The sequence below is a fragment of the Streptomyces sp. NPDC050315 genome (assembly GCF_040655775.1).
In the GTDB taxonomy this organism is placed as follows: domain Bacteria; phylum Actinomycetota; class Actinomycetes; order Streptomycetales; family Streptomycetaceae; genus Streptomyces.
Genome location: NZ_JBFAKN010000001.1, coordinates 1,582,916 through 1,594,804, shown reverse-complemented (window position 1 = coordinate 1,594,804; position 11,889 = coordinate 1,582,916). Strand labels below are relative to the sequence as shown.

At 70.9% G+C, this 11,889-nt stretch carries 11 protein-coding genes and 1 pseudogene; 7 read left to right on the top strand and 5 right to left on the bottom strand.

Annotated elements, in window-relative coordinates; genetic code table 11:
* Positions 1 to 16: 16 nt before the first annotated feature.
* Entirely contained in the window at positions 17 to 967 is a 951-nt protein-coding gene (locus tag AB0I82_RS06855; RefSeq protein ID WP_363255991.1) for a zinc-binding dehydrogenase, read from the bottom strand.
* Between the two features lie 101 nt (positions 968 to 1,068).
* On the opposite strand from AB0I82_RS06855, the gene AB0I82_RS06850 reads away from it, so the two are divergent.
* Positions 1,069 to 1,527 carry a MarR family winged helix-turn-helix transcriptional regulator gene (locus AB0I82_RS06850; protein ID WP_363255990.1) on the top strand — a complete coding sequence of 153 codons (459 nt, stop codon included), beginning with the start codon at positions 1,069 to 1,071 and terminating at the stop codon, positions 1,525 to 1,527.
* Between the two features lie 184 nt (positions 1,528 to 1,711).
* Here AB0I82_RS06850 and fdhD read toward each other — a convergent pair whose 3' ends face one another.
* The 3 genes and pseudogenes from fdhD to AB0I82_RS06835 form a co-directional block, all read right to left on the bottom strand.
* Positions 1,712 to 2,551, bottom strand: a complete 840-nt coding sequence (fdhD, locus tag AB0I82_RS06845; RefSeq protein ID WP_363255989.1) for a formate dehydrogenase accessory sulfurtransferase FdhD — start codon at positions 2,549 to 2,551, stop codon at positions 1,712 to 1,714.
* Between the two features lie 31 nt (positions 2,552 to 2,582).
* Positions 2,583 to 2,755: pseudogene (locus AB0I82_RS06840) on the bottom strand (Fe-S-binding domain-containing protein); the annotation flags it as partial.
* Between the two features lie 106 nt (positions 2,756 to 2,861).
* Positions 2,862 to 3,311, bottom strand: a complete 450-nt coding sequence (locus AB0I82_RS06835) for an SRPBCC family protein (RefSeq protein WP_363255988.1) — start codon at positions 3,309 to 3,311, stop codon at positions 2,862 to 2,864.
* 249 nt (positions 3,312 to 3,560) lie between these two features.
* On the opposite strand from AB0I82_RS06835, the gene AB0I82_RS06830 reads away from it, so the two are divergent.
* Positions 3,561 to 4,250, top strand: a complete 690-nt coding sequence (locus AB0I82_RS06830; protein WP_363255987.1) for a GntR family transcriptional regulator — start codon at positions 3,561 to 3,563, stop codon at positions 4,248 to 4,250.
* A gap of 40 nt (positions 4,251 to 4,290) precedes the next feature.
* On the opposite strand, the gene AB0I82_RS06825 is transcribed toward AB0I82_RS06830, so the two are convergent.
* Positions 4,291 to 5,082, bottom strand: coding sequence for a methyltransferase domain-containing protein (locus AB0I82_RS06825; RefSeq protein ID WP_363255986.1), 792 nt, complete (start codon positions 5,080 to 5,082; stop codon positions 4,291 to 4,293).
* Positions 5,083 to 5,355: 273 nt separating this feature from the next.
* Between AB0I82_RS06825 and AB0I82_RS06820 the strand changes: the two genes are divergently transcribed.
* From AB0I82_RS06820 to AB0I82_RS06800, 5 genes are all read left to right on the top strand, one after another.
* A complete protein-coding gene (locus tag AB0I82_RS06820; protein WP_363255985.1) occupies positions 5,356 to 6,537 on the top strand; it encodes an ROK family transcriptional regulator in 1,182 nt (393 codons plus the stop codon).
* A gap of 254 nt (positions 6,538 to 6,791) precedes the next feature.
* Entirely contained in the window at positions 6,792 to 8,528 is a 1,737-nt protein-coding gene (locus AB0I82_RS06815) for a sugar ABC transporter ATP-binding protein (RefSeq protein ID WP_363255984.1), read from the top strand.
* The gene (locus tag AB0I82_RS06810) at positions 8,525 to 9,556 is read left to right on the top strand and encodes an ABC transporter permease (protein WP_363255983.1); all 1,032 of its coding nucleotides are present in this window, start codon (positions 8,525 to 8,527) and stop codon (positions 9,554 to 9,556) included. The genes AB0I82_RS06815 and AB0I82_RS06810 overlap by 4 nt, the downstream gene beginning before the upstream one ends.
* Positions 9,553 to 10,614 carry a substrate-binding domain-containing protein gene (locus AB0I82_RS06805; protein ID WP_363255982.1) on the top strand — a complete coding sequence of 354 codons (1,062 nt, stop codon included), beginning with the start codon at positions 9,553 to 9,555 and terminating at the stop codon, positions 10,612 to 10,614. Before AB0I82_RS06810 ends, AB0I82_RS06805 begins: the two co-directional genes overlap by 4 nt.
* 85 nt (positions 10,615 to 10,699) lie before the next feature.
* Positions 10,700 to 11,887, top strand: coding sequence for a Gfo/Idh/MocA family oxidoreductase (locus AB0I82_RS06800; protein ID WP_363255981.1), 1,188 nt, complete (start codon positions 10,700 to 10,702; stop codon positions 11,885 to 11,887).
* Positions 11,888 to 11,889 lie beyond the last annotated feature (2 nt).

Sequence of the window (11,889 nt, the reverse complement as noted above, 5' to 3'; positions counted from 1 at the left end):
CTTCCCCGACGGGGCGTCAGGGGACCAGGACGACCTTGCCGAGATTGGTGCGTGCCTCGATGAGCGCGTGCGCGCGGGCCGCCTCGGCGAGCGGGATCTCGGCGTGTACCGCCGGGCGCAGCCGGCCGTCCCGCGCCAGCTCCCACAGCTCGGCGCCCTGCCGCGCGTACAGCTCCGGATTCCCGGCAGCGAAATGACGCATCGTCATGCCGGTGATCGTTTTCGCGCCGGCCAGCAGCTCGTACGCCGGTACCGTGCCGCCGCCGGAGTTGAAGAAAATCAGCCGCCCGCCGGGCGCGCACGCCGCGAGCGCGCGCGGCAGCAGCTCGCCGCCGACGCCGTCCAGCACGATCCCGGCCGGCTCGCCCCAGGGATCCGCCTCGTACGTCACGACCTCGTCGGCCCCCAGTCCGCGCAGGAACTCCGCTTTGGCCGGCCCCGCCGCGCCGCTCACGGCCGCGACCACCCGTCGCGCGCCCCGGATCCTCGCCAGCTGCACCGCGAGATGCCCGGTCGCGCTCGCCGCGCCCGTGACCAGGACGGAAGCGCCCGCCACGGGCTGCGCGGTGTGCAGCGCAGCGAGCGCCACATGGCCGCCGCGCACCAGCGCCACCGCGTCCACCGCGCTCGCGCCGTCCGGTATCCGGCTCGCCAGCCCGACCGGCACGGTGACCAGTTCGGCGTACGAACCGGTGAAGGGCAGCCCGGTGACGCGATCGCCGACCGTATACGCCGTGACGTCCGGGCCCATGCCGACGACCTCCCCGGCAACCTCGCCGCCGAGTACGCCGGGCAGCGGTGGACCCCCGCCGTTGCCGTCGCCACGCACCGCGCGCACGGACGGCAGCGTCACCCCGATCGCCTCCGTACGCACCAGCAGCTCACCGGGACCGGGCACGGGCGCCTCGGCCTCCTCCATGCGCAGTACCTCGGGACCGCCGTACTCGTAGAACCGGACACGCCGCATGCGTACCTCCAGGGGACACGGAAACATTGGGCGCCCCAACGGTATCCAATAAGCCGTTGGACGTCCCAACGTTTTTTGCGTTCGCTCGATAGGCTGAGGGCATGGCCGAAACCCCCTATGTACCCACGCGCATCCGTGCCCTCCCCAGCTGGCTCCTCGGCCGTGCCGCGGCACGCGGCCACCGGCTCGTCGCCGACGCACTGGCCCGCGAGGGCATGCGGATGATGCACCACGCCGTGCTGTCGGCCGTAGCCGAACTGGGCCCCGTCTCCCAGGCGGACCTGGGCCGCAGCCTGAGCATCGACCCCAAGGACATGGTCATGATCGTCAACGATCTGGTGGCCGAGGAACTGGTCACCCGCGCGCCCGACCCACGCGACCGCCGCAAGAACGCCGTCACCATCTCGTCGGCCGGCAGCCGTACGCTGCGCCGCACGCAGAAGCTCGGCGACGCGGCCAACGCGGAGCTGACCGCCGCCCTCAGCCCCGCCGAGCGCGACCAGCTCATCGACCTGCTGACGCGTATCGCGACACCGGGGCTGGGCGACCGCTGCAGCTGACGGGTCATCGGCTTCCGCGGCGGGCAGTGCTTCCGTAGCGAGCAGTCGGGAGGGCCGGTCGGCACAGGGGGGGCGCACCCCGCCGACCGGGCCCGTCTGCCCCCTAATGGGTCGTCAGCCCACCAGTACTCGTTGCTCCCTGAAGGCCGTCAGTCTCTGAGTCTCCGTTGTTTCCTGTAGGCCGTCAGTCCAGCGAGCCGAGGGCGATGCGGTGCTCGCCCGCGTACACGTTCATCGAGCTGCCGCGCAGGAAGCCGACCAGGGTGAGGCCGGTCTCGGCGGCCAGGTCGACGGCGAGCGAGGACGGCGCGGAGACCGCCGCCAGTACGGGGATGCCCGCCATCACGGCCTTCTGGGCGAGTTCGAAGGAGGCGCGCCCGGAGACCATCAGGACCGTGTCGGACAGCGGCAGCCGGTCCTGCTGCAGCGCCCGCCCGATGATTTTGTCGACCGCATTGTGTCGACCGACGTCCTCCCGCAGGTCCAGCAGTTCACCGTCGACCGTGAACAGTCCGGCCGCGTGCAGCCCGCCGGTACGGTCGAACACCCGCTGAGCGGCGCGCAGCCGGTCGGGGAGTACGGAGAGCGTGGCCGGCTCGACGGTCATCGCGTCGTCGTCCTTGAGCGCGAAGCGCGCCGTGGTCCGCACCGCGTCCAGGCTCGCCTTGCCGCACAGCCCGCACGAGGACGTCGTGTAGACGTTCCGTTCCAGGGTGATGTCCGGGACGGCGACACCGGGCGCGAGCTGCACGTCGACTACGTTGTACGTGTTGCTCCCGTCGTCGGTCGCCCCCGCACAGTAGACAATATTCGCCAGCTCCGCCGCGCTGCCGAGCACACCCTCGCTGACCAGGAAGCCGGCCGCGAGCGCGAAGTCGTCGCCGGGCGTGCGCATCGTGATGGCGAGCGGCTTGCCGCCGAGCCGGATCTCCAGCGGCTCCTCGGCGACCAGGGTGTCCGGGCGGGTGCTCACGGCTCCGTCGCGGATCCGGATGACACGCCGTCGCTCGGTGACCCGTCCCATAAGTGATCAGTCCCGTCCGTTCCGGTTCTGCTCAGTCCCGGTTCTGTACGTGTTGGTAGCCGAAGCGGCCCTTGACGCAGAGGTTGTCATGGGTCACCGGGTTGTTGTGCGGCGAGGTGACCTTGACGATCTCATTGTCCTGCACATGGAGGGTGAGATCGCAGCCCACCCGCAGTACGCGCACACCGTCGTCGTCTCCGTCTGCCGCCCCTCGTTTGGTGCTCACCGCAACGCGACGGCGGCCCGGTCGGAGAGGTGCTTTCCGGCCGGGCCGCCGTGTCCGGGGTCAGTGGGTGTGTCGCGCCACGGGTCAGACCTCGCCTCGCCAGGCGCCGGTCTCCGTGCCGCGGTGCTCGATGAACTCCTTGAAGCGGCCGAGGTCACCGGTGGCCTGACGGCGGACGAAACCGAGCTTGTCGCCGACCGTGTCGGCGATGCCCTCCGGATCGTGCTCCATCTGAAGCATCACCTTGGTGTGCTGGTCGTCGAGGCGGTGGAAGGTCACCACGCCGGCCTGGCGCGCCTCGCCTTCCACGGTGGTCCACGCGACCCGCTCGTCGGGGATCTGCTCGGTGATCTCCGCGTCGAACTCGCGGGTCACTCCGCCGACCTTGGTGACCCAGTGGGTCAGTGTGGGCGTGCGCTGCTCGATGCGCTCGACCCCGTCCATGAACCGGGGGAACTCCTCGAACTGTGTCCACTGGTTGTAGGCAACCGGCACCGGGACGGCCACCTCGACCGATTCCTCGATCTTCGACATGGTCCGGGCTCCTCCTCTCGTGAACGTGCAGGGCTCCCCGCGTACCCGCCAAGTCCGGTTCGACGCAGGGAAACCGAAGCCCAGTCCGCTCGTTGAGGTGATACGGATCACCGAAGCGTGCTGTGTGGGGTAGGTTGCGCTCGGTAGACTGTAGACGATAACCAATCGCCGTCCGGTGTCTCCGAGTCCCGGAGTCGCGGAGCCGTAGAGTCGCGGAGTGCCGGCGTCCGAGTCGTAGAGGGGGACGCGATGCTGTCCACTGGGCTGCCGCAAGGGGCCGTGCCGAAGCTCGAACGCCCCGGCCCGTTGCGCGAGCGTGTCTATGAAGCACTGCTCGAACTGATCACGACCCGCGCGCTCCAGCCCGGCCAGCATCTGGTCGAGAGTGAACTCGCCGGTCATCTCGGCGTCTCCCGGCAGCCGGTGCGCGAGGCGCTGCAGCGGCTGAACACCGACGGCTGGGTCGATCTGCGCCCCGCCCAGGGCGCGTTCGTCCACGAGCCGACCGAGCAGGAGGCCGACCAGCTGCTCAGCGTGCGGACCCTGCTGGAGGCGGAGGCTGCCAGGCTCGCCGCCATCGCGTGTAACCCCAGGAACGGCATCGAGGAGCTGCGGGAGCTGTGCAACCGGGGTGAGCAGGCGGTGCGCGCCGACGCCGTGGATCTGGCCGTCGCCGCGAACGCGGAGTTCCACGCCAAGATCGTAGAGATGGCCGGCAACGCTGTGCTGGCCGAGCTGGCCGAGCAGGTCGGCCGGCGGGTGCGTTGGTACCACACGCCGGTCGCCCGGCAGCGCGGCCAGCAGTCCTGGATCGAGCACCGCGAGCTGATCGAGCTGATCGCCGAGGGCGATGGGCCCCGCGCCGCAGAGATGATGCGCACCCACACCGAGCACACCCGCCAAGCGTACCGCCAGCGGGTGCGCGCCAAGGATTCCTGAAGAGCCGTACGAGACGCGGGAGTTCGTTGGGCAGTGGCCGTTACGGCCGGGCGGCGGCCCCGGCGCTCCGGAACAGTGCCGTCCAGAGGAACGGTTCACCGAAGCGCGGGGACTCCGGCGGCTCGTCGTGCATACGGCGCAGCTCCACCTCCGCCAGATCGGAGAAGATCCGGCGCAGCGACTCCGCGGTGTAGGCGATCCCGCCGTGCAGCCCGGATTCGGACCGGCGGTAGAACTCCTCGTCGGGCACCTCGGAGCCCATCCCTCCGGCCGCAAAGCAGGTCAGTCCGAAGTGACCGCCGGGGGCGAGCGCCCGGTCGAGGAGCGCGAGGTAACTGATGCGGCGGTGCGGCGGCAGGTGGTGGAAGCAGCCGGAGTCGTAGATCAGGTCGTACGGACCGGCGAGTGCGCCGTCGGCCGCTTCGGTGCCGATGAGGGCGAAGGCGTCGCCGCAGTGAAAGGTGACCTTGGTGCCGGACCCGGACCCGGACCCGGTACCGGCCTCGCGGGCGCGGTCCTCGGCCCAGGAGATGGCAGTGGGGGAGAGGTCGACGGCGTCCACTTCGAAGCCCAATGAGGCCAGGTGGAGGGCGTTACGGCCCGGCCCGCAGCCCAGATCCAGGGCGCGCCCCGGCGTGATCAGCCCGCGTTCCAGGTACGAGACCAGGCTCTCGTCCGGCTTCGCCGCGAAGAACGGCACCTCTTTGGTGCGGTCCGCGTAGAAGTCGTCCCACCAGGAGGCCCCGCCCGTCGTCCAGCGGTCCGCCTCCGGCGCGAACAGGGCGTCCAGGAGCTTCAGTACATCGTCGACTGTACGTATGTGCCGGTCCACCACCCGGTCCCCTTTCCCTCGCCGCTGATCGTAGAGGCATCGCTCGCCGGTGATCGTGGATAGCGCAGCCCCGCTTACCCGTGCGCAAAACTTTGTCCCGAGTCAGGAGAAAGTCGGTGCGGATTCTGTCCGTAGTACTTCCTCGTTAGGACAAGCGCTGCTACGTTCCCCTCGAAAGCCCGGTGGGACGGCCGAAAACGGCCCGCCCGCACGCACCGGGCGCCACCAGAATTTCGACGGTGCCGAGTACGGCTGGAGGGCGGCGTGAGGCGCATGACGGCGAGGCCCGCGAACGCGCACCAGGCACGGCTCCTCCGCCTGCTGCGCGACCAGGGGCCCAACTCCCGTGCTCAGCTGGGCGACCAGGTCGACCTGTCACGCTCCAAGCTCGCGGTGGAAGTCGACCGGCTACTGGATACCGGCCTCGTCGTCGCCGACGGGCTGGCCGCCTCCCGGGGCGGCCGCCGCTCCCACAACATCCGGCTCGCGCCCTCGCTGCGTTTTCTCGGCGTCGACATCGGCGCGACCTCCGTCGACGTAGCGGTCACCAACGCCGAGCTGGAGGTGCTCGGTCACCTCACGCAGCCGATGGATGTACGGGCCGGACCGGTCGCCGTATTCGAGCAAGTACTCGCGCTCGCAGCCAAGTTGAAGGACAGCGGGCTCGCCGAGGGGTTCGACGGGGCGGGCATCGGTGTGCCGGGCCCGGTCCGCTTCCCCGAGGGCGTGCCCGTCGCGCCCCCGATCATGCCCGGCTGGGACGGCTTTCCCGTACGGGAGGCGCTCAGCCAGGAGTTGGGCTGCCCGGTCATGGTCGACAACGACGTGAACCTCATGGCGCTGGGGGAGCAGCACGCGGGCGTGGCCCGTACCTCGCAGGACTTCCTCTGCGTCAAGATCGGCACGGGCATCGGCTGCGGCATCGTCGTCGGCGGCGAGGTCTACCGCGGTACGACCGGCAGTGCCGGCGACATCGGGCACATCCAGGTCGAGCCCAACGGCCGCCGTTGCGCCTGCGGCAACGCGGGTTGTCTGGAGGCGTACTTCGGCGGTGCCGCGCTCGCTCGCGACGCGGAGGACGCGGCGCGCGACGGCCGTTCGGTCACGCTCGCGGCTCGTCTCGAGGCGGCGGGCGCGCTCGCCGCGTCGGACGTGTCCGTGGCCGCCTCGGCCGGTGATGCCACCGCACTGGAACTGATCAAGGATGGCGGTACCCGCACCGGGCAGGTCATCGCCGGCCTCGTCAGCTTCTTCAACCCGGGCCTCGTGGTGATCGGCGGCGGTGTGACCGGCCTCGGCCACACACTGCTGGCCGCGATCCGTACGCAGGTCTACCACCAGTCGCTGCCGCTGGCGACCGGTAACCTCCCCATTGTTCTGGGGGAGTTGGGGCCGCTGGCCGGGGTGACCGGCGCGGCCCGGCTGATCAGCGACCACCTGTTTTCGCCTGCCTGAGTCATGCAGTCACGCCCCTGAGGCCGCTCGCATGGCCGGGGGCTGAGGAACCGCGCTCCACCGCACCGCTGAAGTACTGCCGTACCAGCGCAAGTACTGCCGTACCACTGCTCACGCACTGCCGTACCACTGCACCGCCATCGAGTGACGCACCGTCAGCTCGCGATGCTGCATGCCCGTACGCGCTCGGCCCTGAACCGCACCGCCCTGTTCCGCCCTGCCCGCTCACCGGCGTACCGCCGAGGAGGCCCGTCATGGCACCAGCGCACCGCCCCGCACCACCGCCGCCCGCGGCACACGAATCCGCCGGACCGCTGCTCACCATGGCCGGCATCACCAAGTCCTTCCCCGGCGTCCGCGCGCTGGACGGCGTCGACCTGGACGTTGTCGCGGGCGAGGTGCACTGCCTGCTCGGCCAGAACGGTGCCGGCAAATCCACCCTGATCAAGGTGCTGGCCGGCGCCCACCAGCCCGACGGCGGCACCATCCGTTGGCGCGGGGAGACCGTCTCCCTCAAGTCCCCGATCGCCGCCATGCGGCTGGGCATCGCCACCATTTATCAGGAGTTGGACCTGGTGGAGCACATGTCCGTCGCGGAGAACGTCTTCCTCGGCCACGAGTGCGCCACCGGCGGCTTCCTCCGCACCGGGGAGGCCCGCGAGCGGACCGCCGAACTGCTCGCCCGCCTCGGCCATCCCGAGATCGACCCCGGCACACTCGTCGGCCGCCTCTCTGCTGCCGGGCAGCAGATCGCGTCCATGGCCCGCGCCCTCTCGCACGACGTACGGCTGATCGTCATGGACGAGCCGTCCGCCGCGCTCGACCCCGACGAGGTCGACAACCTCTTCCGCATCGTCGCCGCGCTCACCGCCTCCGGCGTCGCCGTCGTCTACATCTCGCACCGACTGGAGGAGATCCGGCGGATCGGCGACCGTGTGACGGTACTGAAGGACGGGCGCACGGCCGCCCGCGGCCTCGATGCGCACGCCACCCCCACTCGCGACATCGTCGCCCTGATGACCGGCCGCGACGTCGAGTACGTCTTCCCCGAACGACGCGCGGCCACCGACCGTACGGAACCGGCGTACTCGGACCCCTCGCAGGCGGCCCCGGACGGCCCCGCCCCCGTCCTCAGCGTCGAAGGGCTCGCCCGCGACGGTGAGTTCGGGCCGGTCGACTTCCGGCTGCACCCCGGCGAGATCCTCGGGCTCGCCGGACTCGTCGGGTCGGGCCGCTCGGAAATACTGGAGACCGTATACGGTGCACGGCGGCCCACCGCCGGACGGGTGCTGGTCGACGGTCGACCGCTGCGCCCCGGCAGCGTCACCGCCGCCGTACGCGCCGGCCTCGGCCTCGCCCCCGAAGAGCGCAAGTCCCAGGCGCTGCTGCTCCTGGAATCCGTCAGCCGCAACGTTTCCCTCTCCTCGCTGCCGCACTTCGCACGCGCCGGCTGGCTGAACCGGCCCGCCGAACGGGCCGGCGCCCTGGCCGCCACCCGCGGCCTCTCGCTGCGCCCCGACGACCCCGACCGCCCGGTCCGCACCCTCTCCGGCGGCAACCAGCAGAAGGCCGTACTGGCCCGCTGGCTGCTCCGCGGCTGCCGCGTACTGCTGCTGGACGAGCCGACCCGCGGCGTGGACGTCGGCGCGCGCGCCGAGCTGTACGCGCTGATCAGGCGGCTCGCGGACGACGGCCTTGCCGTTCTGCTGGTCTCCAGCGAGGTGCCCGAGGTGCTCGGACTCGCCGACCGGGTGCTCGTCCTGCGCGAGGGCCGGGTCGTGCACGAGGGCGAGGCGGCGGCACTGGACGAACACCGGGTGCTGGACCTGGTGATGAGCGACGGCCCCGGACCCGTGCCCGTACTGGATTCCGCATCCACCCCACGGGATTCCGTATGCAGCCCACGAGATTCCGCATTCCACGCACGGGATTCCGTAGGCACCGCCCCCGAGGACACGTCGGCCCCGAACCCGCGAGGAGACCGCCCGTGAACACCTCCGAAGGACACGCCCTCCCGGCCGAGGCGGGCAGCGCGCCCCCGGGCCCCGCCGCCTCGGCCGCCGGCGACACCCGGCACGCCCGCGCCCGCCGCCGCCCCGACGTCCGCAACCTCTCGCTGCTCGGGGTGCTCGCCGCACTCGTACTGGTCGGCGCGCTCACCAAGCCCGAGCAGTTCCTGAGCGTGCAGAACCTGCAGCTCGTCCTCACCCAGGCGTCCGTGATCGGTGTGGTCACCGTCGGTGTCACCTTCGTCATCATCGGCGGCGGCATCGACCTGTCCGTCGGCGCGATGGTGGCGCTCGCGACGGTCTGGGCGACGACGGTGGCGACCCAGTCGTACGGCCTCGGCGGCATCCTGTTGTGTTCGCTGCTGGTGGCCCTGGGCTGCGGGCTGGTCAACGGGCTGCTGGTGTCGTTCGGCGGCATGGTCCCCTTCATCGCCACGCTCGCCATGCTCGCCTCGGCACGCGGCCTCGCGCTGCAGATCAGCCAGGGCGGTACCCAGGTGGTGTCCGTCGAGCCGGTGCTCGCGTTGGGCCGCCGGGACGCGTACCTGTTCGGCATCCCGCCCATCGTGCTGGTCTTCGCCGTCGTCACGGCCGCCGGCTGGCTGCTGCTGAACCGTACGACCTTCGGCCGGCGCACCGTCGCGGTCGGCGGCAACCCGGAAGCGGCCCGGCTGGCCGGCATCGACGTACGCCGCCAGCGGCTGCTGCTGTACCTGCTGTCCGGGCTGTGCTGCGGCATCGCGGCCTTCCTGCTGATCGTGCTGACCGGCTCGGGCCAGAACACCAACGGGAACCTCTACGAACTCGACGCCATCGCCGCGGCCATCATCGGCGGCACCCTCCTCAGCGGCGGCCGCGGCACCATCACCGGCTCCGTCCTGGGCGTCCTCGTCTTCACCACGATCACCAACCTCTTCGCCCTGAACAACCTGGAGACCGCCGTCCAGCAGATCGCCAAGGGCGCCATCATCGTCGCCGCCGTACTGGTACAGAAGGGCCGCAAGTCATGACAGAGCGCACCCCACAGTTTCCGTCGACCAGCCGCAGGAACATGCTCTTCGGCGCCGCGGCCGTCTCCGCCGGTGCCTTCCTCACCGCCTGCACCAGCAACGAGAACAACGCCTCGGGCAGCACCGGCAAGCAGCAGGCCGGGGGAGTCGACGACAAGCCCGGCAAGAAGGTCACCATCGGCTTCGCCGGACCGCAGGCAGACCACGGTTGGCTGAATGCAATAAACCAGAACGCCAAGGAGCGCGCGAAGCAGTACGAGGACGTCACCCTGGAGATCACCGAAGGGTCGAACGACACCGCCCAGCAGATCGGGCAGATCGAGACCCTGATCAACAAGAAGGTCGACGTACTGGTCATCCTGCCGGCCGACGGCAAGGCGCTCACCCAGGTCGGCCTGAAGGCCATGCGGGCCGGCATCCCCGTCGTCAACCTCGACCGGGTCTTCGCCTCCCAGCAGGCGTACCGCTGCTGGGTCGGCGGCGACAACTACGGCATGGGCCTCAACGCCGGGCACTACATCGGCGAGCAGCTGAAGGACAAGAAGAACGCCAAGGTCATCGAGCTCGCCGGGATCGACAACCTGGAGCTGACCCGGCAGCGCACCAAGGGCTTCGACGACGCCCTGAAGAACTACCCCAACATCGAGAAGGTGGGCCGGCAGGCCGCCGAGTTCACCGTCGAGTCGGGCCAGTCCAAGATGGCCGGGCTGCTGCAGGCGCACCCCGACTTCGACGCACTGTGGAACCACGACGACGATCAGGGCGTGGGCGCCGAGCGGGCCATCGAACAGGCGGGCCGGGACGGCTTCCTCATGGTCGGCGGCGCCGGTTCCCGCAAGGTCATGGACACCATCAAGGCGGACAACTCCGTCCTGAAGGCCACCGTGCTCTATCCGCCCACGATGTCCGCCTCCGCCATCGACCTGGCCCGCGCGCTGGGCCAGGGCAAGGGTGTCAGCGGCATGGCCGAGCTGGAGATCCCCGCCTCGATCACCCTGTACTCGGCGGTCGTCACCAAGGACAACGTCGACGACTACCTGCCGACCGGATTCAACTGACGGACGGCGTGGCGCATCCTCCGGACCGCGCCACCCGGGCCCCGCCCGCGCTCCCCACACCTGACCACCACCGATGAGGTGATGCATGGACGACAACGCGAAGGACCCCAGCCCCGACGGCCGCCCCGCACTGGGGATCGGCATGGTCGGCTACGCCTTCATGGGCGCCGCGCACTCCCAGGGCTGGCGCACCGCTGCCCGGGTCTTCGACCTGCCGCTGCGCCCCGCCATGAACGCCATCTGCGGACGGGACGCCGGTGCCGTACGCAACGCCGCCGACCGCCTCGGCTGGGCCGCGGCCGAGACCGACTGGCGGGCCCTGATCGCCCGCGACGACGTCGACCTGGTCGACATCTGCACGCCCGGCGACAGCCACGCCGAGATCGCCGTCGCGGCCCTCGAAGCGGGCAAGCACGTCCTGTGCGAGAAGCCGCTGGCCAACTCCGTCGCGGAGGCGGAGGCCATGTCGGCCGCCGCCGAGTCGGCGCGGGCCCGCGGCCGGATCGCCATGGTCGGCTTCAACTACCGCCGCACGCCCGCGATGGCGCTCGCCCGCCGCCTCGTCGAGGAGGGCCGCATCGGTACGCTGCGCCAGCTGCGCGCCACGTACCTCCAGGACTGGCTGGTCGACCCGCTGGCCCCGATGACCTGGCGGCTGCACAAGGACAGCGCGGGCTCCGGCGCGCTCGGCGACCTCGGCGCGCATATTGTCGACCTCGCACAGTATCTCGCCGGCGAGCCGCTGACGGGCGTCTCGGCGGTCACCGAGACCTTCGTACGGCAGCGGCCGCTGCCCTCGGGCGGCGGCACGGGCGAGGTGACGGTGGACGACGCGGCGCTGTTCACCGGCCGGTTCGCCTCGGGCGCGCTGGCATCCTTCGAGGCCAGCAGGGTCGCGGCGGGCCGCAAGAACTCCCTTCGCATCGAGGTCAACGGCGACCGCGGCTCGCTCGCCTTCGACCTGGAACGCCTCAACGAGCTGTCCTTCCACGACCACACCGAACCGGCCGAGGCGGCCGGCTTCCGCCGCATCCTGGTCACCGAGCCCGACCACCCGTACCTGGAGGGATGGTGGCCGCCGGGCCACGGCCTCGGATACGAGCACACCTTCGTCCACCAGGCCCGCGACCTGGTGCACGCCATCGCGGCCGGCACCGAACCCGCGCCATCCTTCGCCGACGGGCTGCGCGTACAGCGCGTACTGGCCGCCGTCGAGGAGAGCGCCGCCAAGAACTGCGTCTACACCCCCGTAGACGCGCCCGTATCGGCCTGAGG

Excerpts from the sequence above, each read along its gene's own strand:
- AB0I82_RS06855 (WP_363255991.1), bottom strand. The coding sequence starts at position 967 with ATGCGGCGTGTCCGGTTCTACGAGTACGGCGGTCCCGAGGTACTGCGC.
- AB0I82_RS06850 (WP_363255990.1), top strand. The coding sequence starts at position 1,069 with ATGGCCGAAACCCCCTATGTACCCACGCGCATCCGTGCCCTCCCCAGC.
- fdhD (WP_363255989.1), bottom strand. The coding sequence starts at position 2,551 with ATGGGACGGGTCACCGAGCGACGGCGTGTCATCCGGATCCGCGACGGA.
- AB0I82_RS06835 (WP_363255988.1), bottom strand. The coding sequence starts at position 3,311 with ATGTCGAAGATCGAGGAATCGGTCGAGGTGGCCGTCCCGGTGCCGGTT.
- AB0I82_RS06830 (WP_363255987.1), top strand. The coding sequence starts at position 3,561 with ATGCTGTCCACTGGGCTGCCGCAAGGGGCCGTGCCGAAGCTCGAACGC.
- AB0I82_RS06820 (WP_363255985.1), top strand. The coding sequence starts at position 5,356 with ATGACGGCGAGGCCCGCGAACGCGCACCAGGCACGGCTCCTCCGCCTG.
- AB0I82_RS06815 (WP_363255984.1), top strand. The coding sequence starts at position 6,792 with ATGGCACCAGCGCACCGCCCCGCACCACCGCCGCCCGCGGCACACGAA.
- AB0I82_RS06805 (WP_363255982.1), top strand. The coding sequence starts at position 9,553 with ATGACAGAGCGCACCCCACAGTTTCCGTCGACCAGCCGCAGGAACATG.
- AB0I82_RS06800 (WP_363255981.1), top strand. The coding sequence starts at position 10,700 with ATGGACGACAACGCGAAGGACCCCAGCCCCGACGGCCGCCCCGCACTG.